The 22,243-nt window shown below is 58.1% G+C and carries 19 protein-coding genes; 9 read left to right on the forward strand and 10 right to left on the reverse strand.

What is annotated here, in order from left to right:
- Positions 1-21 precede the first annotated feature (21 nt).
- From ACN2TU_RS12805 to ACN2TU_RS12830, 6 genes are all read right to left on the reverse strand, one after another.
- Positions 22-474 (reverse strand): DUF7555 family protein, encoded by a 453-nt coding sequence (locus ACN2TU_RS12805; RefSeq protein WP_435155797.1) that lies wholly within the window; start codon positions 472-474, stop codon positions 22-24.
- The gene (locus ACN2TU_RS12810) at positions 474-1,811 is read right to left on the reverse strand and encodes an ABC transporter ATP-binding protein (RefSeq protein WP_435155799.1); all 1,338 of its coding nucleotides are present in this window, start codon (positions 1,809-1,811) and stop codon (positions 474-476) included. Before ACN2TU_RS12810 ends, ACN2TU_RS12805 begins: the two co-directional genes overlap by 1 nt.
- Positions 1,808-2,884 (reverse strand): ABC transporter ATP-binding protein, encoded by a 1,077-nt coding sequence (locus ACN2TU_RS12815; protein WP_435155801.1) that lies wholly within the window; start codon positions 2,882-2,884, stop codon positions 1,808-1,810. The genes ACN2TU_RS12810 and ACN2TU_RS12815 overlap by 4 nt, the downstream gene beginning before the upstream one ends.
- The gene (locus ACN2TU_RS12820; protein ID WP_435155803.1) at positions 2,884-4,350 is read right to left on the reverse strand and encodes an ABC transporter permease; all 1,467 of its coding nucleotides are present in this window, start codon (positions 4,348-4,350) and stop codon (positions 2,884-2,886) included. Before ACN2TU_RS12820 ends, ACN2TU_RS12815 begins: the two co-directional genes overlap by 1 nt.
- Position 4,351: 1 nt before the next feature.
- Positions 4,352-5,368: an ABC transporter permease gene (locus ACN2TU_RS12825; protein ID WP_435155805.1), complete on the reverse strand. Its 1,017-nt coding sequence runs from the start codon at positions 5,366-5,368 to the stop codon at positions 4,352-4,354.
- Between the two features lie 198 nt (positions 5,369-5,566).
- Entirely contained in the window at positions 5,567-7,408 is a 1,842-nt protein-coding gene (locus tag ACN2TU_RS12830; protein WP_435155807.1) for an ABC transporter substrate-binding protein, read from the reverse strand.
- Positions 7,409-7,727: 319 nt separating this feature from the next.
- On the opposite strand from ACN2TU_RS12830, the gene ACN2TU_RS12835 reads away from it, so the two are divergent.
- The 3 genes from ACN2TU_RS12835 (at position 7,728) to ACN2TU_RS12845 (ending at position 13,529) form a co-directional block, all read left to right on the forward strand.
- Positions 7,728-7,901: a DUF7556 family protein gene (locus ACN2TU_RS12835; RefSeq protein ID WP_435155809.1), complete on the forward strand. Its 174-nt coding sequence runs from the start codon at positions 7,728-7,730 to the stop codon at positions 7,899-7,901.
- Positions 7,902-8,104: 203 nt separating this feature from the next.
- Positions 8,105-8,524 (forward strand): PPC domain-containing DNA-binding protein, encoded by a 420-nt coding sequence (locus ACN2TU_RS12840; RefSeq protein ID WP_435155811.1) that lies wholly within the window; start codon positions 8,105-8,107, stop codon positions 8,522-8,524.
- Between the two features lies 1 nt (position 8,525).
- Positions 8,526-13,529, forward strand: a complete 5,004-nt coding sequence (locus ACN2TU_RS12845; protein ID WP_435155812.1) for a DNA polymerase II large subunit — start codon at positions 8,526-8,528, stop codon at positions 13,527-13,529.
- Between the two features lie 45 nt (positions 13,530-13,574).
- Here the strand turns inward: ACN2TU_RS12845 and ACN2TU_RS12850 are convergent, their stop codons facing one another.
- Positions 13,575-14,675, reverse strand: a complete 1,101-nt coding sequence (locus ACN2TU_RS12850) for a DUF373 family protein (protein WP_435155813.1) — start codon at positions 14,673-14,675, stop codon at positions 13,575-13,577.
- A 259-nt stretch (positions 14,676-14,934) separates the two neighbouring features.
- Here ACN2TU_RS12850 and ACN2TU_RS12855 point away from each other — a divergent pair, with 259 nt between their 5' ends.
- The 6 genes from ACN2TU_RS12855 to ACN2TU_RS12880 all read left to right on the forward strand — a co-directional run bounded on the left by ACN2TU_RS12855 (position 14,935) and on the right by ACN2TU_RS12880 (position 20,067).
- Positions 14,935-15,795, forward strand: coding sequence for an alpha/beta hydrolase (locus tag ACN2TU_RS12855; protein ID WP_435155814.1), 861 nt, complete (start codon positions 14,935-14,937; stop codon positions 15,793-15,795).
- Between the two features lie 48 nt (positions 15,796-15,843).
- Complete coding sequence (locus tag ACN2TU_RS12860; RefSeq protein ID WP_435155815.1) at positions 15,844-16,839, forward strand: radical SAM protein; 996 nt, start codon at positions 15,844-15,846, stop codon at positions 16,837-16,839.
- A 728-nt stretch (positions 16,840-17,567) separates the two neighbouring features.
- Positions 17,568-18,041, forward strand: a complete 474-nt coding sequence (locus ACN2TU_RS12865) for a TRAM domain-containing protein (RefSeq protein WP_435155816.1) — start codon at positions 17,568-17,570, stop codon at positions 18,039-18,041.
- A gap of 64 nt (positions 18,042-18,105) precedes the next feature.
- The gene (locus tag ACN2TU_RS12870; RefSeq protein ID WP_435155817.1) at positions 18,106-18,582 is read left to right on the forward strand and encodes a Tfx family DNA-binding protein; all 477 of its coding nucleotides are present in this window, start codon (positions 18,106-18,108) and stop codon (positions 18,580-18,582) included.
- A gap of 22 nt (positions 18,583-18,604) precedes the next feature.
- Positions 18,605-19,390 (forward strand): SDR family oxidoreductase, encoded by a 786-nt coding sequence (locus ACN2TU_RS12875; protein ID WP_435155818.1) that lies wholly within the window; start codon positions 18,605-18,607, stop codon positions 19,388-19,390.
- Positions 19,390-20,067 (forward strand): Dph6-related ATP pyrophosphatase, encoded by a 678-nt coding sequence (locus tag ACN2TU_RS12880; RefSeq protein ID WP_435155819.1) that lies wholly within the window; start codon positions 19,390-19,392, stop codon positions 20,065-20,067. The genes ACN2TU_RS12875 and ACN2TU_RS12880 overlap by 1 nt, the downstream gene beginning before the upstream one ends.
- 41 nt (positions 20,068-20,108) lie before the next feature.
- Here ACN2TU_RS12880 and ACN2TU_RS12885 read toward each other — a convergent pair whose 3' ends face one another.
- The 3 genes from ACN2TU_RS12885 to ACN2TU_RS12895 all read right to left on the reverse strand — a co-directional run bounded on the left by ACN2TU_RS12885 (position 20,109) and on the right by ACN2TU_RS12895 (position 22,059).
- Positions 20,109-20,378 (reverse strand): hypothetical protein, encoded by a 270-nt coding sequence (locus ACN2TU_RS12885; protein ID WP_435155820.1) that lies wholly within the window; start codon positions 20,376-20,378, stop codon positions 20,109-20,111.
- 54 nt (positions 20,379-20,432) lie between these two features.
- A complete protein-coding gene (locus ACN2TU_RS12890) occupies positions 20,433-21,422 on the reverse strand; it encodes a mannose-1-phosphate guanylyltransferase (protein ID WP_435155821.1) in 990 nt (329 codons plus the stop codon).
- 106 nt (positions 21,423-21,528) lie between these two features.
- Positions 21,529-22,059: an HdeD family acid-resistance protein gene (locus ACN2TU_RS12895; protein ID WP_435155822.1), complete on the reverse strand. Its 531-nt coding sequence runs from the start codon at positions 22,057-22,059 to the stop codon at positions 21,529-21,531.
- Positions 22,060-22,243 lie beyond the last annotated feature (184 nt).

Here is a 22,243-nt window from a genome sequence, read left to right on the forward strand (position 1 = left end):
CTACGGCCCGCTGTCGAACGGCTACATCCCAACGCCGAACATCGTCTCCATGATGAACGACGCGGCCAACACCGCCATGCTAGCGACGAACAGTTTCGTCGCGGGAGACAGTCGCTGCTCCGGCGGAATCGAATAGCTCGGGAGGGGTGGAATCCGTTGTACCGCGGCTTGGAATCGGGTTTCGTCGCGCGACCCGATTACCTCCCCTCGTTGCTTATTTTTGATGATTTCGATATCGCCATCGCCCGTCTTTTCAATGTCCCACGGTGGATCCGGGAGCATCAGAAACGTCGAGTAGCCAAAAAGCAACATCCCGACGAGAAAGAGGAAGTATTTGACGCCCACGAGGTTCGAGCCGAGCGAAAAGCTCACCACGATACCCAAGGCAAAAACGACACCAGCCACTGCCACTGCGTAGGCGAGTGCATCGAGCAGCTGTCGAGCACGCGGTGGGGACTGGGTCGGGTCAACCATTACCGCATCGTGTAGGGCGTGAACTCGTCCGGTTCCTCGTACTCGTCCAGATGTCGGTGACAGTGGCTGAACCGACCGGTGTCGCTCACCACGTTGTCGTCCGGACTTTCGGAATCACAAACGCTTCCGAACACGTCGCGGAGGTACTCGCGAGCCTGCTTGTCGTCGTTGCTCTCGATGTAGCCTGCGGCCTCGTCGATGTGTTTTTCGACCTCTCGCGGCACGTCGAACTCGTCGAACAGCTCCTGTCGAATCTCGCCGATGTCCGAAAAGCGCGTCTCCATACCGAGAATTTCTTTCAGTTGGTCAGTCATCGAACGATCGGCACGCGAGCGTTCGCGGACGACCTCGCGGAAGATTTCGACGGCAATCCAGAGGTCATCGTCGATACTTTGGAACTCCTCCGGACGAATCTTCATCGGACAGCGCGTGCTGAACGGACAGCCTTTCGGCGGGTCACGCGGACTCGGTGGGGTGCCACGGAGCGTGATTCGGTCGCCGCCCGCTGTTGGGTCCGGGTCGGGAATCGCCGACAGGAGTGAAATCGTGTACGGGTTTTTCGGATTTTCGAATAGCTCATCGGCCTGTCCGAGCTCCATGATGTGTCCGAGATACATCACCGCGACACGGTCACAGATGTGACGAACAACCGAGAGGTCATGGGCAATAAAGAGGTACGTCAGACCGAACTCTTCCTGCAAGTCTTCGAGCAGGTTGAGAATCTGAGCCTGTACGGACACGTCTAGCGCCGACACCGGTTCGTCCAGCACGATGAACTCGGGTTCGAGTGCGAGCGCACGGGCGATGCCGATGCGCTGGCGCTGGCCGCCGGAGAACTGGTGGGGATAGCGATAGTAGTGTTCGGGTTGCAGACCGACCACGTCCAGCAGTTCGCGGACGTGCTGTCTGCGCTCCCGTGGCGTCTTCCAGTCGTGAACGTCCAGCGGTTCCCGGATGATTTCACCGACGGTCATCCGGTCGTTGAGGCTGGATTCGGGGTCTTGGAACACCATCTGGCTGTTTCGCCGCCAGTTTTTGAGCTCCGAGCCGGAGAGTTCCGTGATATCCGTTCCGTCGAAGAGTACTTCCCCGTCGGTCGCGCTCTCCAACTGAATGAGCGTCCGACCGAGCGTCGATTTGCCACAACCGGACTCGCCGACCAATCCGAGCGTCTCACCGCGTTTGATTTCGAACGAAATACCGTCAACGGCTTTGACGGGGGTCGAATCGACGAGCCCGCCCTCGCCGTAGTAGGTCTTCAGGTTGTTGACCTCCACGAGCGTCTCGCCCTCTGCGACATCGACTGCTTCGGCTTCGGTTTGCTGTACTTTGCTCATAGTTCCTCCTCGCTGTCGGTTGCTGCGTCTCGATGCATATCGATAGCCTGTTTCTGTGATACGTTCTCGGGATACAGCAGACACGCCGCGGAGTGGTCGTCCACGTCGTCGTCAACTGCGAGCGGTACCGGGTGTACCTTGTCACACTCGTCGAACGCCTTAGGACACCGAGGCGCGAACCGGCAGTAGGTCGCCGGTTCGTTCGGCGTCGGCACGTCACCCTCGATGGTTTCGAGGCGGTCCGCATTCGGATTACTTCCGGGAATGCTTCGCAAGAGACCCTGCGTGTACGGGTGGCGTGGGTTCTCGAACAGTTCGACGACCGGTGCGCTTTCGACGATTTCGCCCGCGTACATCACGTTCACACGGTCTGCGATTTCGGCGATAACGCCCATGTCGTGCGTAATGAACATGATCGCGAGGTCGCGCTCTTCCTGTAGGTCATCCAAGAGCTCGAGGATTTGCGCCTGAATTGTCACGTCCAGCGCCGTCGTCGGTTCGTCACAGATGAGGAGTTCGGGGTCACACGCCAATGCCATCGCGATGACGGCACGCTGACGCATCCCACCGGAGAACTCGTGTGGGTACTCCTTCACTCGGCGAGAGGCGTCTGGAATACCGACCGCCTCGAGGAGGCTGATGGCCTCCTTGGTCGCCTCGGTTCCGCTGAGTCCCTGATGGAGTTTCAGCGACTCCTTGATCTGGTTTCCGACCGTGTAGACGGGGTTCAGACTCGTCAGCGGGTCTTGGAACACCATGGCGATGTCCCCGCCGCGAATCTCGCGATACTGTTTCTCCGACTTCGAGGTCAGTTCCTCACCGTCGAACCGGATGCTGCCGCCGAGAATGCGACCCGGTGACTTGATGAGCCCCATGATGGAGCGGGCGGTGACACTTTTTCCGGAACCGCTCTCGCCGACGATACCGACCGTCTCACCGCGCTCGATGCTGAACGAGACACCGTCGCAAGCGCGGATGACTTCCTTGTCGGTGAAGAACGCGGTCTGGAGGTTCTCGACCTGCAGTATCGCGTCCTCGCGAGTGTCCGCCGTGGAGTATTCGCTCGACGCCATTATGCACCACTCCCTCCGGCCGCGGCGACTTCAGCACCGCCGTCCTCACCGGAATCACTCTGTGGGTCGATGGCGTCTCGGATACCGTCCCCGAGCGCGTTGAACGCGGTGACGACGAGCACGATGAGCACACCCGGAATGAACGAGATGTGCCACGATTGGGTCGTCACGTAGTCCTGTCCAACGTCAACTGCGCGACCCCATTCGGGTGTCGGCGGACTGATTCCCAGTCCGAGGAACGACAGGCCTGCAACGGCGATGATGATTCCGCCGAGGGTCATCGAAGCGTACACGAGCAGATACCCGAGGATGTACGGAGCCATGTGTTTTTGCATCGTTACGCGGGGGGTTTGTCCGAAGCTTCTCGCCGCGTCGATCCACTCCTGTTCCGCCACTTGGAACGCGGGACCGCGTACGGCGCGCCAAAGGAACGGCCACCCAGTGGCGGCAAACAACAACGCTAGGAGTAAGCCACCGTTGTAGATGTTCGAAATCCACGTTTTTTGCAGGACGAAAGAGAGTAATATGAGGAACAACAACCTCGGAAGCGACATAATGGAGTCGCCCACGAGGACGACGGCGAGGTCGATGAGACCTTTGTAGTACGCCGTCACCAGGGCGAAACCAGCCGCGATGAGCCCGCTCAGTCCGATGGCGACGACACCGATGAACAGCGATACACGTGCGCCATGAACCATGAACGTAAACATGTCCTTCCCGGTCGGCATGGTGCCGAACGGGTGATATCGGTCGTACTTGTCGTACGTCATTGGACCGACGTTTCCACCGGAACCCTCCGAACGCGACCCGCTGTTCGCATCACCGATGAGGATTTTCTCGACCTCCTCCGTTTCCTGATTCAGGTACGAGGTCTCGTACGAGAACGGGTTGTCGATGGTTCGCTCGACCGTGGTCGGGCCGAGTGCTGGGGCGAAAATCGCCATCACAACGAACATGAAGACGACGACTAATCCGAACAGTCCCCAGGTGTGACCGCGGAACCGGTTGACCATGTCGTCGCGCGGCGTCCAGTTGGCATAGCGGTAGTGCTCGCGGAAGGTCAGATAGCCACGCCATATCCAGTAGAGGAATACCAGCGTGTAGGCGTAAACGAGCACAACGCGAAGTGCCCAGACGATTGCCGGGGACAGGCCGAGGAACGTTCCACCCCAGCCGCCACCGGGCTGTCGCCATCCGGAGTTGTCGAAGTTCTCCCTAGTGAGAAGCGTCGGCAGGTCGGCCAGCGCGTCACCGACGGCGGCGAGCGGTGCGCCGATGGGGTTGAGGAACGACAGTTTGTTCATCAGCAAGTCCCACGGCATCGCCATCACCGTACTCGCCAGCGCACCGAACTCGACCGCAACGAGGAGGGCGAAACCGGCGAACCAAAGCATGGCCGGGCGTGGGTTGTCTGCGATACGTTCTCGAAGGGGTTGTTCGCTTTCAGCGTCAGGAATACGACTCATCTCAGGCACCTCCATCGTAGCCGACACGGGGGTCAATGATCGTGTACAGGAAGTCCTGTAGGATGTTGATTATCACGACGAGCAGGATGAAGACGAACATCAACGAACCGACCAGGGGCAGGTCGCCCTGCATGACTGCTTTGAAGAACAGGTAGCCGAGTCCGTTGATGCTGAACACCGTCTCGACGAGCACGGAACCGCCGATCAGCAGATACGCTTCACCCGTGATGATCGGAACGAGCGGGATGAGCGCGTTCCGGAAGATGTGCTTCCAGACGAGCGAACGGGGTGGAACACCCTTCGCACGCGCCGTCTCGATGAAGTTGGAGTTCACAGTCTCCAACACTGCGGTTCGTCCAATACGCATCTCGTTCCCCATCGATGCGGAACCGAGGACGAGTGCCGCCGGTGCGATCTTCTTGATGGCGGCGAGCAGTATATCCGGATTGAACAGGTTAGTCAAGTCCGGTCGGCCGATAACGCCCACCGGCACGAGCCAGCTCTGCCAATCGAATCCGAAAAACAGCCCTTCTGAGTGTGACAATACCTGCGTCAGAATCACGGCCAACCAGAAGTTCGGCATCGCACGCCAGACGATACCGCCGAACGATGCGGTGTAATCGCTCCATGTGTTCGGGTTAAGCCCGGCGTAGAAGCCGAGTGGGATGCCGACGAAGATAGCGATGAGCACCGACCAGAAGCCCAACCAGATGGTGTACGGCGCGTATTCGGTGATGAGCGAATTCGCACTCACGTCGGGGCGAATAACCCACGAGTCACCCAGTTGAAGCGTGAGCATGCTGGTCATGTAGTCGATATACTGTTGCCATAACGGCTGGTTAAGGCCGAGTTGGTCTTCGATTCGATTGTACGACTGTGGATCGCCCGTTGGACCGAGAATCGCCGCGACGGGGTCGAGCGGCCCCATTCGGATGACGATGAACGTTATCGTCGCTCCGAACAATAAAACGGGAATCGACAGTAACAGACGACGAGCAAAGTAGCGCCAACGACTCATGGCGTTACTCTCACCACCTGTTCTCTCTCAAGCGTGTCATGCGGTAGGTTGCACCCAATGATAACCGCGTTCATGGCTGAATACACATCCGTATTTTGCGCTCCTCTCATTATGTCTTGCGATAACATCACCGTAATTGTGGACAGATACATCGCTATCGGCTTGTAAACGACAAAAATAAACGGCGAACAGCGATTACTATTTGCGTTCGCTAATCTTGACCTTGTTGTACATCTGGCGACTGTAACCGGCGCCACCGTACTTCGGCACGTCAACCCACTCGTAGGAGAATCGCTCGGAGAGGTTGTGGTACGTCGGGAGGAACGTAACGTCTTCCCAGTTGGCCTCTTCCATGGCGACGTAGGCCTGTTCGCGGGCCTTCTTCGCTTTGTCCGTTGGGCCGCGGTTCTTCTGGATCTTATCCCACGAACTGGTCGCTTGCTTTGCGGCTTCGGTGCCGGACCAGTTCGTGTACGCCTGCGGCGAGGACTTCGAGGTGTCCGTCAGCGGCGGGTACAGCAGTCCGAGGAAGTTGTCCGGCGCTGGCCAGTCCATGATCCATCCGAGCGAGTATGCTTCGAGGTTACCCTTGCGACCGCGCGAGAGGAGCGTGTTGAACGGCGCCGAGTTGACCTTCATGTCGATGTTGACCGACTTGAGTTGGTCTTGGAGGAGCTTCCCGACTGCCGGCCACGTCGTCGAGGATTGGTAGACGGTGAACTCGAAGCTGAAGCTCTTCTTGCCCGGGCCGTAGCCGGCCTCGTTCAGGACCTGCTTCGCTTTGTCACGCTTGACCTCGTTGAACCCGTACGGGTAGTTGTTCTTCGCGTGGGACATATACTGCTTCGCACCGCCGGGGTAAATCATCGGTGGCGTGAAGTGGTATGCAGGCTCACCACGGCTCTTGAACACGTCTTTGACCAGCGTTTCCTGGTTCATCAGGTACGCACAGGCCTGTCGGACCGCCTTCGGGACGGCCTGCGTGTTGAAGCCCATGTAGTAGGAGCTGATAGTCGAAACGCCGAGGTAGTCCATCGTCACGCCAGCATCGGTCGGACCGTACTTACCGACGATACGACCTTGGTCGTCCGTGCTGGTGTTTTTGACCTTGTCCGGGTTGTATTTGGACGTCGGGAGGCTGCTGCTGTAGATGATGTCGGAATTCTTGTTGACGATACCGTAGGTGTGGCGTGCGTTGGCTTCGGACGAAATCTTCCAGTGGACGCCATCGATTTTCGCCTTTTCGCCGTGGTAGTCCTCGTATTTCGTGACTTCCGCGGAGTCGTCGCTCGTCCACGACTTGAACTTGAACGGGCCGGCACCGACCGGTTCCTTCGTGGCGAACGTGCTGTGGTCTTTCTCGCCGTCGTACCCTTTGATGTCGCCGACGATTCCCTCCGGAATGACCGCGAAGGACGTGTACGCGAGCATCTCCAGCGTGGAGTGGAACGGCTCCTTCAGGGTCATTTCGAGCTCGTAGTCGCCCGTCGTCTTGAGGGCGAGCGAGTCCGGTTTTGCGACGGTCAGTTCGTGCTTCTCGCCGTCGCTGTCCTTGTACGTCTTCGTCGTGGATTTGTGTTTGACACCGATAGAGTCGAGGATGAAGTACGCACGTCGGGAGTTCGTCGATTCGGCGAGACGTCGCCACGAGTAGACGACGTCTTTTGCCGTAACTTCCTTACCGTTGTGGAATTTGACGCCCTCCTTGAGTTTGAAGGTGTACGTCTTCTTGTCGTCAGAGACTTCGTGACTCTTGACGAGCAGGTTTTCGACGGAAACTTGGCCGTTCGGGTAGTTCATCAGCGGATCGTAGATCTGCTGAATAACCGTCCCCGACGCCGTACCGGTCGCTTTGACCGGATCCAGCGTGGTCATCGTCGAGTTGATGAGTTGGAGTTTTTTGCCGCTGTTGTCGCCACCGTCACCGTCACCGTCACCGCTACCGCCACCGCCAGTACAGCCAGCGAGTGCGGCAGCAGTTGCCGCACCTCCGGTTGCTTTCAAAAACCGCCGACGGGTCAGGTTGTCAGTATCTGTCATCCACACTCGGCTTGTGTGTCATGGCGGATAAACTTACCGTTTAGGATTGGCACCCTTACGGCCTTAAACGACGTTTTAATTGCAGAATACGACGAGTTTAGGTATCTATTGATAACGAATTATTTCGGCATTCGTGGTGAAATCATTGTCCGGAGAAAAGAATCTCTGTAGAAACCAATACCGGAAAATGGTGCACTATTTTCAGGAAATGCACCGTTACCACAGTGTTTGTTCACTTTTGGAACGGTATACTATCAGTAGCTAGACCAAGTACCAGCGTTTCGGTGGCCTTATATTCCTTGGTACACATTCTCAAAGTATGACGCCGGATACGGCAGCAGTGTCGGTGTCGGTTGCAGATGACACTGAGGTCATGGCCTCGGTGGACGATGACGGGAACACGGAGCGGCTCGTCATTGCAGACATCTCACGCGAGGATGCATGGATCTCTATGCGCGTAACAGACGCTACCTCGCTACCGGACTGGCGATAGTCCCCAATAGCTCGTTTCGTTCCTCGAACAGCCCCCCACCACAGTTTTCCTTTCTTTCACACCTCAGAGTTACCGCGATAGTAGACAAGCATATGACATTAATGAGGAGCCATCGCACGGAAATACCACCGTACCGAATCCGTCGTTCCGAGAAACGAATCGATACTGAACCTTTTTTGTCCTCGGTGCGGTTCCATGCAGATATGGACTATCGGGAGGTCACAGGGAAACGGGAGTTCGTCGCTCGACTCGGACACGGCGCGGACTGGCGTTCTGAAATCGAATCGCTCGCCGAAGACGAAGGCGTAGAGTCGGCCTGGTTCGTCGCCATGGGTGCGGTACAGGATGCAGACGTATGGTTCTACGACCAAGACGAAAAGGAGTATCGAGAGGTGAGCTTCGACGAACCACTCGAAGTCGCTTCCTGCGTCGGCAACGTTTCGCTCCTCGACGGTGAGCCGTTCGCTCACACGCACGCTGTGTTGTCTCGCCAATCGGGACAGGCGCTCGCGGGACACCTCGATTCCGCGACCGTATTCGCCGGGGAGGTGTACATGCGAACCTTCGAGGAGCCATTGGTTCGTGAACACGACGAACCGACCGAGCTAGACCTCTGGCTATAACATGCGCGAGGAAGACAGGCAGTACTTCGAGCGACTGGAATCACAGTTGGACGAGGCGTTCGACGTTGCCGAAACCGCACGCGAAAACAGCGGCGACCCGCAACCCGAAGTCGAGATTCCGGTCGCCAAGGACATGGCCGACCGGGTCGAGAACATCCTCGGCATCGACGGCGTCGCGGAGCGCGTCCGCGAACTCGAAGGCCAGATGTCGCGTGAGGAGGCCGCCCTCGAACTGGCGAAGGATTTCGCGGACGGCAACGTCGGGGATTACGAAACACGGGACGGCAAGGTCGAAGGTGCAGTCCGAACCGCAGTCGCCCTGCTGACCGAAGGTGTGGTCGCGGCGCCCATCGAAGGAATCGACCGCGTGGAGATTCTGACGAACGACGACGGGACGGAGTTCGTCAACGTCTACTACGCCGGGCCGATTCGCTCCGCAGGAGGGACGGCGCAGGCACTGTCCGTACTCGTCGCCGACTACACACGTGCACTCATCGGGTTGGACGAGTACAAAGCCCGAGACGACGAAATCGAACGGTACGCCGAAGAAATCAACCTCTATGACTCCGAAACCGGTTTGCAGTACTCCCCGAAGGACAAGGAGTCGAAGTTCATCGCCGAAAACATGCCCGTCATGCTGGACGGCGAAGCGACGGGAGACGAGGAAGTGTCCGGATTTCGCGATTTGGAGCGCGTCGATACCAACAGCGCCCGCGGTGGAATGTGTCTCGTTCTCGCGGAGGGTATCGCGCTGAAGGCCCCCAAAATTCAGCGATACACGAGAAATCTGGACGAAATCGACTGGCCGTGGCTCCAAGACCTCATCGACGGAACCATCGGCAAGGACGACGGAAAAGAAGAATCGACAGCGGAAGACGACGTCGAAGAGAGCGACGAGGAAGCGGAATCGGAGGCGGAAACGGAGGACGAACCGACCGGGCCGAAACGCGTCGAACCCGCGACGAAGTTCCTCCGTGACCTCATCGCCGGACGACCCGTTTTCACTCATCCGAGCAAGCCCGGCGGGTTCCGCCTCAGATATGGACGGGCGCGGAATCACGGGTTCGCAACTGCGGGCGTCCATCCGGCGACGATGCACCTTGTGGACGACTTCCTCGCAACAGGGACGCAAATCAAAACTGAACGTCCCGGGAAAGCGGCGGGTGTCATCCCGGTAGACACCATCGAAGGACCGACGGTGCGACTCGCAAACGGCGACGTTCGCCGAATCGACGACATCGAAGAGGCCCTCGAGGTGAGAAACGGCGTCACAAAGATTCTCGACCTCGGTGAATACCTCGTCAACTACGGCGAGTTCGTGGAGAACAACCATCCGCTCGCACCCGCCTCCTACACCTTCGAATGGTGGGTTCAGGACTTCGAATACGCGGAGGCAGACGTGCAGGCCATGCGCGACAATCCACACATCGACCTCGAAGATCCGACCGCCGAGGAGGCGCTCGCTTGGGCAACCGAGTACGATGCACCACTGCATCCGAAGTTCACCCATCTCTGGCACGATATTTCCGTCACGGAGTTCGAACTGCTCGCCGACGCCGTGGAGGCGGGTGCGATTCGGGACGGACGCCTCGTTATCGAGAACTCGGACGACATTCGAGTCGCACTCGAACACCTTCTCGTCCAGCACTGGCAAGGCGAGCAAATCGAGATTTCGGAGTGGGAACTCTTCGTTCGCTCGCTCGGGGTCGACAGCGACCTGATTCGAACGTGGGATGAGCTTTCACAGAACGCCCGCGAGTGGGGTGAACACGAAGACGGTGATAACGCAATCAAGGCTGTCAACGAAGTCGCGCCGTTCCGCGTCAGGGAACGCGCACCGACGCGAATCGGGAACCGAATGGGTCGTCCGGAAAAGTCCGAAAAGCGTGAACTCAGCCCCGCGGTTCACACGCTCTTCCCACTCGGCGAAACAGGCGGTAATCAACGTGACGTGGCGAAAGCCGCCAAACATACCGAGGGAATGTCCGGCGTGCGCGGGGAAACTGAAGTGCAAATCGGTCGCCGGGAGTGCGAAACCTGTGGCAACCTCACGTTCAAATGTCGCTGTCCGGAGTGCGGTGACAACACCCACCCAGATTACGAGTGTCCCGACTGTGGGACGACGGTCGAACCCGACCAGTCCGGACGGGCGGAGTGTCCACGATGTGAGATACTCGCAACGAGCGTCGAACCACAGACGATCAATTTGAACGATGAGTTTCGAAACGCGCTCGAATCAGTGGGCGAACGCGAGAACGCCTTCGACGTGCTAAAAGGCGTCAAGGGGTTGACCTCGTCGCACAAGACCCCCGAACCCATCGAAAAGGGTGTCCTTCGCGCGAAACACGGCGTCAGCGCGTTCAAGGACGGAACGATTCGCTACGACATGACCGACCTGCCCGTGACGGCGGTTCGTCCGGCCGAATTGGACGTGAGTGCCGACCAACTTCGCGCGCTGGGGTACGACGAGGATATCCATGGCGAACCGCTCCGCCACGACGACCAACTCGTGGAACTCCGGGTACAGGACATCGTCCTCTCCGACGGTGCGGCGGAACACCTGCTGAAAACGGCCGATTTCGTGGACAACCTTCTCACCGATTACTACGGTCTCGACCCGTTCTACCAGATGGACGAACGCGAGGAGCTGGTGGGCGAACTCGTCTTCGGGATGGCCCCCCACACCTCCGCCGCAGTCGTCGGACGAATTATCGGCTTCACGAGTGCCGCGGTTGGGTATGCCCATCCTTATTTTCACGCGGCGAAGCGACGGAACTGTTTCCACCCGGAAACCAAGGTTTGGTACCGGGACGAGGATGAGACATGGCGATACGACGAGATTCAGCGGTTGGTTGAGGAACGACTGAAGAACCCGAAAGAGGATGATTTCGGTGCGTTGGTAGAAGAGTTGGACTGTGACGTTCTGGTTCCCTCGATAGATGAAACTGGCAATGTCGTTCGAAAGCCGATTGAAGCAGTTTCAAAGCATCCTGCACCGGAGCATTTAGTCGAAATTGAGACACGAAGTGGGCGAGAAATTACTGTGACACCCGACCACTCGATGAGACGGTGGACACCAGACGGGATAGAAGAGATAGAAGCGAGAAAAATCGAGACCGGCGACGAGATACCTGCGCCAAAAGAAATCGAGTTTGATGGAGAAATTGCAGAGTTTGACCTTCTGGAAGAGTTCCTATGGAACGATTCACTCGCCAATGATAAGTTGATGGTTCGTGGTCTGGGAACAGACCGAATCAAATCTCTCTTCGACTCAGCAACCAACCAGCAAGGATATCTGAAGCCAGTAGCTGAGAATCTTGGAAAAAGCAAATCATCAGTATACAACTGGGTGAATCGAGACAGTATTCCAGCATCCGTCTTGGTAGAGTTATTCGAAAAGGAGCAACTAATCCACCTCCTCCCGGACGATATTGCGCTTGGTATCTGTCGGGACACTGCATCGGTCAGTCGAAAACTAAAGGTCGATGAAGACGTGGCCCGAGTCCTCGGTTACTACACGGCAGAGGGCTTCACTCGCTTTGAAAAAGGAGAGTTCTATCAGACAACCATTTGTACTCCTGATGAGATTCCTCGACAGCACATTATCGAAACACTGGAGGATAAACTTTCAGTGACCCCGTATGAGGAAAGCGAGTGGAAAGTCACGATATCAAGTCGTCTTGTCACGCTCCTATTCAGTGAGATTCTACATGCTGGTTCGACTGCGGCAGAAAAAAGAGTTCCACAGTGTATCCTCAACTCACCGCAACAGATTCTTCGAGAATATCTCCGTGGATACTTCAGCGGAGACGGGAGTACCGCAAGTGACAGGGTCGAGATTCGATCGTATACGGTGAGTGACGACTTGAAAAATGACCTCGTCGCGGCGTTGAAGCGATTTGGAATTGCGAGTAAACTCTACACTGAACTTCGTCGGCCTTCGACGGGAACAGTTGCTGAGTTCTACGACGATGAACCAGTTCCCGAATTTGAATCGTGGGTTCTCAAAATAACGTCCGAAAACACAGTTCGGTTTGCGGATAAAATCGGGTTTGACCTCGATAGAAAAGCCGAAACATTAGAAAGCACACTTGATTCAATTCCCGTCCGAACTCAGCGTCTTTTCGGAGATGGTGGTGACCTTTGGCTTGATGAGGTAGAATCAGTAGAAATTGTCGAGAGCGATACTGAGCAAACGTACTGCGTAACGGTCTCGAACACCCACACACTCGTCGCAAACGACCTCTACGTTGGTCAGTGCGACGGGGACGAGGATTGCGTGATGCTCCTCATGGACGGCCTGCTCAACTTCTCGAAAGAGTTCCTACCGGACAAGCGTGGTGGGCAGATGGACGCCCCGCTGGTGATGTCCTCGCGCATAGACCCCTCAGAAATCGACGACGAGGCGCACAACATGGACATCGTCGAGCAGTATTCCCGTGATTTCTATGAGGCGACGCTGGAGATGGCCGACCCGGAGGACGTGGACATCACCATCGCGGAGGACTACCTCGGCACCGACGAGGAGTACACGAATTTCCGGCACACCCACGACACCTCGAACATCGCGTTGGGGCCGGATCTCTCGGCCTACAAAACGCTCGGGTCGATGATGGACAAGATGAACGCACAGTTGGAATTGGCTCGGAAGACACGGGCGGTAGACCAGACCGATGTGGCGGAACGCGTCATCGAAGGGCACTTTCTGCCCGACCTCATCGGAAACCTTCGCGCCTTCTCACGGCAGGAAACGCGCTGTCTGGACTGTGGCGTAAAATATCGTAGGATGCCTCTTTCCGGCGACTGCCGGGAGTGCGGCGGCCGGGTGAACCTGACGGTTCACCAAGGGTCGGTAAACAAGTACATGGACACCGCGATTCAGGTCGCCGACGAGTACGACTGCCGCGAGTACACGAAACAGCGGCTTCAGATTCTGGATCGGTCGTTAGAGAGCGTGTTCGAGAACGACAAGAACAAGCAATCCGGGATTGCGGACTTCATGTGAATCGCCACGAGCGAACGCAGTGAGCAAGCGAGAGGTTTTTCGGGTCTAGCTTATTCGCGCTTTCCCGGAACGGGAATACCGAGATTCGACGATGGCGAAGATGAGCGTACTGGTCAGTCCTAACAGGGTTCCTGCGGTCAGCATTCCGGCGAGGAACTCCAGCGAAACCCGACTCAGGAAGTAGGCGCTGACGGCGTACAGTACACCGCCGATGGAGATGACGTAAAACGGCGCGTTCAGGTAGCGCCACTCGAACTCATCGGCGAGATACTCGTCCGTAATCTGGCCGAGGCTGGAGGTGATGCCCGCCGCCGAAAACCACACGACGGCACCATACACCAGCGAGGCGAGCACTCGAACCGCGCCGAGGTCGGCACCGCCGCGTTCCGCGCGCACCATTTCGAGAGTTTCGACGCCGCTGACGCCGCCGACGATGAGCAGGGCTGCGGCGACGACGTAGGTGATGAGCGTCACCCGTCCGGAGTACAGACTGTTTCTGGCCTTTCCTGCGACACGGTCGACCGACCGTTCGAGTCCGAGTCCGCGGAACAGGACGTACAACCCGAGAAGCGCGGACGTACCGCCGAGGACGACGGCACCAGGCATCCCGTTCTTGTCCGCGACGAGGGCGAGCGGATAGATCAGCAGGAGGATGCCGAGGGGAACGAGAATCGTCCCACGTGTTTCGGGGTCGTTCAGCACCTGTTTGATGGTGTAATACATCGACTCCAAATCTTGTGCTTGGCGGACGACGACCCGGCGGACGCCATCGACGGGGATGCGGGAGCGAATGACCGGGACGACGCTCTCGTCCTGTGCACCATCCGTAACGATGACGGTCGTAATCTCCTCGCTCGTGCTGATGCTCGCCAGCACGGTGTCCACTTCCTCGCCGACTTCCCGGTTGGCGCTGATGTCACTCCCTTCGTTTCCGGTGACGACCGCGACTTCGACGCTCTCGTCGGCGTCGATTCGGTCGTACAGGTGGACGCCCTCGAACATGACGTTCACGTCGCTGTCCTCGGGGTCTGCGGTGGCGAGCGCGACAGCGGCGGCCTCGACTTCGTCTCGGCCGATAACCGGGGTTTCGAAGTCGGTTTTTCGGCCGAGGTCGTCGTCGAGGTCGACACACAGCACCAGCAGCATTGCCCGCTGTTACGCGGGGGATGTTTAACTGTTTTCGGGAGAAGCGAGGAATCCATGTTGCCTCGAAGGAACGGAGAAGGATGACCCGCGAAAAGCGAGGCGGCATCGTCGCCCCGAAATAGCGAGCGGGGAGGACTGACCTCCGAGCGAGCCAAAACGATCGTGAATGAAGCCAAAATGACGTAAACGATAGGAAGAGAGTTTCTCTCGCAACATTAGGTTGTCTATAATAATACACTCGTGTGCAAATCTCCCGACTATGACGAAAACATCGACACGACGCCGCATTCTCCGGACGGTCGGGGCGGCCACAGCGGTCAGCCTCGCTGGTTGCTCGTCCAGCGGTGACGAAACGACCACCGGAACGACGGGTGGAACGAAAAACGAAACCACGACAGCAGACGGTTCCACGGCAGGAACCGGGACGACGAGCGACGGAACGACGAGTGAAACGGGGACGACCGACGAAGCAACGACGGGTGAGGAGACGGATGGAACGACGACAGGGGGGACGGAACCGCCGAAAGGAGGCGGAGACGTGCGGTTCTCGACCAAATCGGGTGCGACGGTACAGGGGACACTCCTCGGCGATGGAACGTGTGGCGTCGTCTTCGCCCACGGGGTCGGTTTCGACCGAAGAAGTTGGCTTCCGCAAGCACGGAGCCTTGCCGAACAGGGGTACACCTGTCTCACAATCGATCTGATTCTGGACGACCGAACCACGACTGTAGGGTACGTCCTCGCGGCAATTCGGTACCTCCGCCAGCGTGTTGGGGTGAAAAACGTGGTGCTCATCGGTGCCAGCGCGGGTGCGAACGCGGTGGTTCGCGCCAATGCGCAAGCGAAAAGCGGGACGATAGATGGAACGCTCGCACTCTCGCCCGGAAAATCGGCGGACTCGGCGAGTGGAATGCAGGGGTGGAAACTGTTCGTTGTGAGCAAGGGCGACAAACAACGGTTCGTGCAGACGACAAAGCAGATGCACGAGAACGCCCCGAATCCGAAGCGCTACGAGGAGATTTCAGGCAGTGCACACGGCCAGCATGCCTTCGAGGAAAACGACTACGCGATGCAGTCGCTCATGAACGAACTTCTGAACACGGTCTGTGGCGGAGAGTAGCGTAATTCGCACGCTTTTTGAGTCTCCACGGGTAAAACGGACTAACGAATGATTTCCAAGGGCTGTGAACAGTGCGCCATGGGTGGCAAGATGGTGCTCTTCGTCTATGGGTACTGCGACCAGCGTGACTGCTTTTACTGCCCGCTCGGCGAGAACCGAAAAAACGTCACCGACGTGTACGCCAACGAGCGGAAAATCAAGAACGACGAGGACATCATCACCGAGGCAAAGCGAATGGCCGCCCTCGGAACGTCCATCACGGGTGGCGAACCGCAGGAGGCGATGAACAAGACGTGTCGCTACATCTCGATGCTGAAAGACGAGTTCGGTGACGACCACCACACGCACCTCTACACCGGAATCACGGGTGGGCGCGAGAACATGCGCCGACTCGCCGAGGCCGGACTGGACGAGATTCGCTTCCACCCGCCCTACGAACTCTGGGGCGAGATGCACGGGACGGAGTGGGAGGAAATATTGTACATTGCGCGTGAAGAAGGAATCACGCCGTCGTTCGAGATTCCAGGCATCCGTGCCGAAGAGGAGTTCCTCGAATTCCTGGACGAAGGCGCGGCGGAGTTCTGCAACGTCAACGAGTTCGAAATGAGCCAGGGTAACTACCGTCGGATGCAAGCCGAAGGGTACGAACTCCAGGAAGGCCACATGTCCGCGGTCGATGGCTCGAAAGAGCAGATTCTGGACGTGATGGGCGACCATCCGCGCGTCTACTTCTGTACCTCAGTGTTCAAGGACGCCGCTCAGCACCGGAACCGCCTGAAGCGCATGGCGCGCCAGATTCGCCGCGAGTTCGACGACGTAACCGACGACGGCACTCTCATCTACGGAAAGACGTGGACGACGGAAGAGCGGTTCGCGGAACTCGGCGTTCCCGAGGAGTTCTACACCGTCAAATCCGACCACATCGAAGTCGCCTGGTGGTTGCTGGAGGAGATGATAGACGAAGGCGATGTAGAGAAGGGCGAAATCGTGGAGCAGTATCCGACCTACGACGGCCAGGTCGTCGAGCGAACGCCGTTGGCCTGATTCGACGGGTTTCTACTTCGGGTGGTTCCGACAACGATTCGTTAGGCAGTGCTGGCGTTTTCGGCAATATGTCGTCTTCCGTGGTTCGGCGGAAGGTGTAGTGAACACCGAGCAGTGCGCCGAGCGTAACGACGATTCCCAGTCCGAGAGCCGGCATATACATGATGAAAAATGAGTAGAAAAACAGGAACGGAATGAGCAAACCGAGAAACGCGAGCGAGAGCTTCATCAGGTCGGACATCGGACGCGAGTCACTGCTGGCGTAGTATGCAACGGTGAGCGCAATGGTCGCATTCGCGGCGAAAAAGCCGAATCCGCCGCCAAACGAAAACTCACTGAGGATGGAGAAAAACCACGGTGGGATGCCGATTGCGAGTCCGAGGACGAGAACCTGATTCGGGGTTGGGCGATACATACAGTTCGAATTTCGGACAATAATAGAATAGTTTTCGATGTCAATGTGGAGAAACGAGAACTTGACTTTCGTGTAACACAGCCGCCGAGAATCTGCCAGAGACACAAACTATGGACTCAGCAATCAGCACAACCGCCGAGAACTAGCTTACTCACCGCGAGCGAGGAGCAAAAGCGATGAGTGAGCGGGCCGATGACTGGCCGAAGGGAGGAAGACTGCTTTTGAGCAACCTTTGCCAAGGGCGCGCCGGAGGCGCGCTCCCGCAGGAAAAGGTTGCGGAAGTGTTTAGGCGAGTGCCACAAAATTCTCACTCATGCCGGACTGTCCACTGGCAGATAGCTGCCCGAGTTTCGAAGAACGAATCAGCGGGATGGGCTGTCACCACTATGGCGACCGCGGTGGTGCGGAGTGGTGCAACCACTACAACCAGCCAATTCGCGAACTGAAGACCGCACCCGTCAAACCGGGCGAGGAGGTCATCGTGGAGATCGACGATATCCACGAGAGCGGTTCCGGCGTCGGTCGAACCGACGAAGGATTCATCGTGCTCGTGGACGGTATCCTTCCCGATGCTCGCGCCAAAGTGAAGATTACGAACGTAAAGGGCAATCACGCAACTGCCGACCCTGTCGAGCGACTGCCGATGGAATCGGAAGACGAGGACGAAGCCGTCGGCGAGGACGAAGCCGTCGGCGAGGACGAAGACGAAGAATCCAAGGCGACGGACAACAACAGGCGCGAGCGCCGCGAACGTCTCGGCAGTCGGGACAACTTCTGGGGCGGATAGCCCGCCAAGTGGACAGTCCTTTGCAGGTTGGGCATATACATCCAACCATGCTGGAGGCAGTGACATGAGCGACGAACCGGACGTGGACAACATTCTCCGCCGGGCAGGCTTTTCCGCAGAGACAAGCGTTCTCACCGAACGACAAGCGGAGGTGCTGGCACTCCGTGAGCGAGGGGTCGCACAAGCCGATATCGCCGACCGACTCGGCACCTCGCGTGCGAACGTCTCCAGCGTCGAAGCGAGCGCCCGCGAAAACGTCAGTAAGGCACGCGAGACGATTGCGTTCGCGGAAGCGCTGCGGGCACCGGTTCGAATCGAAGTCGAACCGAGTACCGACCTCTACGATGTGCCATCACGAGTATACGACGCGTGCGACAACGCGGGGGTGAAGGTGAATCACGCCGCCCCCGAACTGATGAAACGAATCAGCGACGAGGCGGGCGATGCCATCGAAGGACGGGCAGTCCGAACATCCCTGTTCATCGGCGTGACACAGGACGGCGAAGTGACGGTTCGTCAACCCACCCCCGAGGAGTTTTAGCGGTTGCCGCGGATTTCGGAGTATGAACCTCGATTTAGAGGGAAACACGGCGCTGGTAACGGCAAGTTCGAGCGGACTGGGATTGGCAAGCGCGAAAGCGTTGGCCAGAGAGGGAGCGAACGTCGTCATCTGTGCGCGCAGTGAGGACGGGTTAACCAACGCAGAACAGGAAATCGAGGAAATCGGCGACGGTGATATCCTCGCGGTGCCGACCGACATCACCGACCCGGACGAAATCGAAGCGCTGGTCGAGGCGACCGTCGAGGAGTTCGACGGACTCGACCACCTTGTCACGTCGGCGGGCGGACCACCCAGCGGGCCGTTCCTCGATACCACCGAGCGCGACTGGTACGCGGCCTACGATTTGCTCGTGATGAGTGCCGTCTGGCTAACGAAACGAGCGCACCCACATCTCGTGGAGAGCGACACTGGAACCGTCGTGAACATCACCTCGACCAGTGTTCGGGAGGCAATCGACGGACTCGTCCTCTCGAACGCGGTTCGACGGGGAGTTATCGGCCTGATGAAGACGCAAGCCCGCGAGTTCGCCCCCGACGTTCGAGTCAACGCGGTTTTGCCGGGCGCACACGAAACGCCGCGGATTCAAGAACTCGTGGAGGCGGCCCTCGAACGTGGCAAGTACGACAGCTACGAGGATGGACTCGCGGACTGGGCAAGCGATATCCCGATGAACCGGGTCGGCGACCCGATGGAACTCGGAGACACAGTCGCCTTCCTCTCCAGCGACCGGGCGAGTTTCATCAACGGTGTCGCGCTCCCGATAGACGGCGGGAGGCTGCGAAGCTGATGGGAGAGGATTCGATGGTCGGAGCAGCGACGGTTTTGTCGTGGAGCGGCGGGAAGGATGCCGCCTACGCCCTGTTTGAGTTGGGAACGAACGGCGTGACCGAACTACTCACGACGATTTCGGAAGACGGGCGAACCGGCATGCACCGTGTGCGTCGCGAGTTGTACGAGAAACAAGCCGACAGCATCGGTGTCCCGATTCGGTTCGTGGAAATCCCACAGGAATGTGTGAACGAGGTGTACGAATCGCGGATGGAGAGCGTGATGGCGGCGTACGAATCCCACGGAATAGAGCGCGTTGCATTCGCCGACCTCTATCTGGAGGACGTGAGAAACTATCGGGAAAACAGGCTCGCTGAAACGACTATCGAGGGATGGTGGCCACTCTGGAACCGAGACACTGACGAACAGATTCGGGCATTTCTCGACGCCGGATTTCGCGCGACAGTCGCGGCAGTCGATGGCTCAGTGCTCGATGCCTCGTTCGCGGGGCGGGAACTCGATTCGGCGTTTCTCGCGGATTTGCCGGATTCGATCGATCCGTGTGGCGAAAACGGGGAGTTCCACACGTTCGTCCGGGACGGCCCGATATTCGACTCACCGATTCCGGTCACGGTCGGAAAAACCGTCACACGCGAAGTCGGTGATGACGAGTTCCATTACTGCGATTTACAGTAGTGAATCGACGCGACCCGCGTCGATTCACCCGGTTTCGGCCTTTATGATTCTATTTTCTCGACGATTTCCTCGGCCTGCGCGCGGGCTTTGTCCTCCCCAACGGCTTTCTTGATGAGGACGCTCTGAACCTCCCAGTCGTCGGTACCCTTCCGTTTACCCGTGCGAACTTCTGCACCGTCCGAAACATCTTGGGCGGCGTTCGCGGCCCAGTCGGGCGTCCGAATCGCATCGAATTCGTCGGGGTCGCGGAATCGGACGTGAATGTATTCGTCTTCCGTTTCGACCGACTGGATGGCTGGTGTGTCGGTCATAGCGTTCGGGGTACGGTGGCGAATGTAAGAAAGGTAGTGGCTATTCAGAATTAGTCAGAATGCGTCTTCCTCGCGCAATCGTGCAACCACGTCACGCACGCGCTGGGCGTCCGACTTCGGAACGACGAGGACGCGGTCGTCGTATGAGACGACGACCAAATCATCGACCCCGACGAGGCTGACGTGTTTGTCGCTGGCGACGACGTTTCCGGTCGCATCGATCGTCAACGCATCGCCGAGAACGGTGTTTTCGCCGGAAACGAGTCGTTCCAAGGCGTCCCACGAACCCAAATCGTCCCACTCGAAATCGGCGGGGACGACGTATGCCTCGTCAGTTCTCTCCATCACTGCGTAATCGACGCTCACGGATTCGACCGCGTCGAATCCGCGTTCGGTGTTGCCTTCTTCGAGCGCCGTGACGAGCGGTTCGAGCGGGGAATCGCGGGCCTCTTGCAGAAACGCATCGGGCGTCCATGCGAACAGTCCGGCGTTCCAGTAGAAGCCATCCTTTACGAACCGCTCTGCTGTTTCAGCGTCGGGTTTTTCGCGAAACTGTAAAACGTCGAAGTACCCTTCGTGGACGGTTCCGGGTTCGATGTATCCGTATCCGGTTGCGGGACGGGTGGGTTCGATTCCGACGGTTACAACCCCCTCGGTTTCCACTGCAACCCTCACAGCGCGACGGGCAGTCGCCTCGAAATCACCCGCGATGTGGTGATCGCTCGGCAGGCAGAGGAGGACACAGTCACCGACCTGGTCGCGGATTCGGTGGGTGGCGTAGGTGAGCGCCGGGCCGGTATCTTTCGGGTTAGGTTCGACCAGCACGCCGATCTCGGGAACGTATTCTCGGACGAGGTCGGCATGTTCCTCCCCGGTGCAGACGAATATTTCGTCGGCGAAACCGGCGCGTTCGACGGTTTGGGCGAGCAGGGAGTTCTCTCCGAGGAGCGAGAGAAACTGCTTGGGGCGGTCGCTGCGGCTCGCGGGATACAATCGCGTCCCGGTTCCACCGGCCATGATGAGGGCAACGAGCGGGCGGGTCATGCAGTAGGCAACGATTGGCGATGTCAAAAATCGGTCTATCGGCTATCGGTTAGCGAAATCTCGGCCATCGCTAACCGACGGTGGAGTACAAAAAACGGTAGTCAGTTCACGCGCCGCGCGCTTCGGTTTCCGACCGGGCAGATTCGCGGGCCGCGTTCTTGCTCCCCTGTGCCATGAACATCATCGAGACGCCGCTGACGAGCAGGTTCACTCCGAAGAGGAGTCCAACCGCCCATAGCGCGCTGGACGGGAATCCAGCCCAGATGAGTCCGGCGATGACCAGCGCGAGAACGCCGCTCACGACGAGTGCGCTCCAGCCTTTCTCACCGCGGGCTTGGAATCCCATGACGATTTCGAGGATACCTTCCACGAACAGGAACGCCACCAGCAGGATGGTCAGCGTCGTCAGTCCGATGACTGGGTTCGACAGCAGTGCGATACCGGCGATGGCGTACACGACCGCGAGCAGTCCCTGGACGAAGAACCGCTTCCACCCGCCCGAAAAGGCACGTGCGACGTGAACGAGCGCCCCGACCACCAGTAGTGCACCGAGCAGAATCGATAACGACACTCCAGCCACGAACGGTGATAGAATGGCAAGAAGGCCGATTACTGCGATGATTGCTCCCGCTCCCATTGAAGCTCGCCACGATGATTTTTCAGTGCCAGCCACCATTTCAGCACTGCTCTCTGTTTTCATGCTCATTGTTACTTTCCCCGACTATTCTGTATGCTGGCAGAGATAATAAATTGTGTTCTTTATTTGAAAGAAGTTCCCGAGACCGAACCATTTTTCGGATTTCGTATGCTTTAGAGAGCCT

Source organism: Haladaptatus marinus (assembly GCF_051194195.1).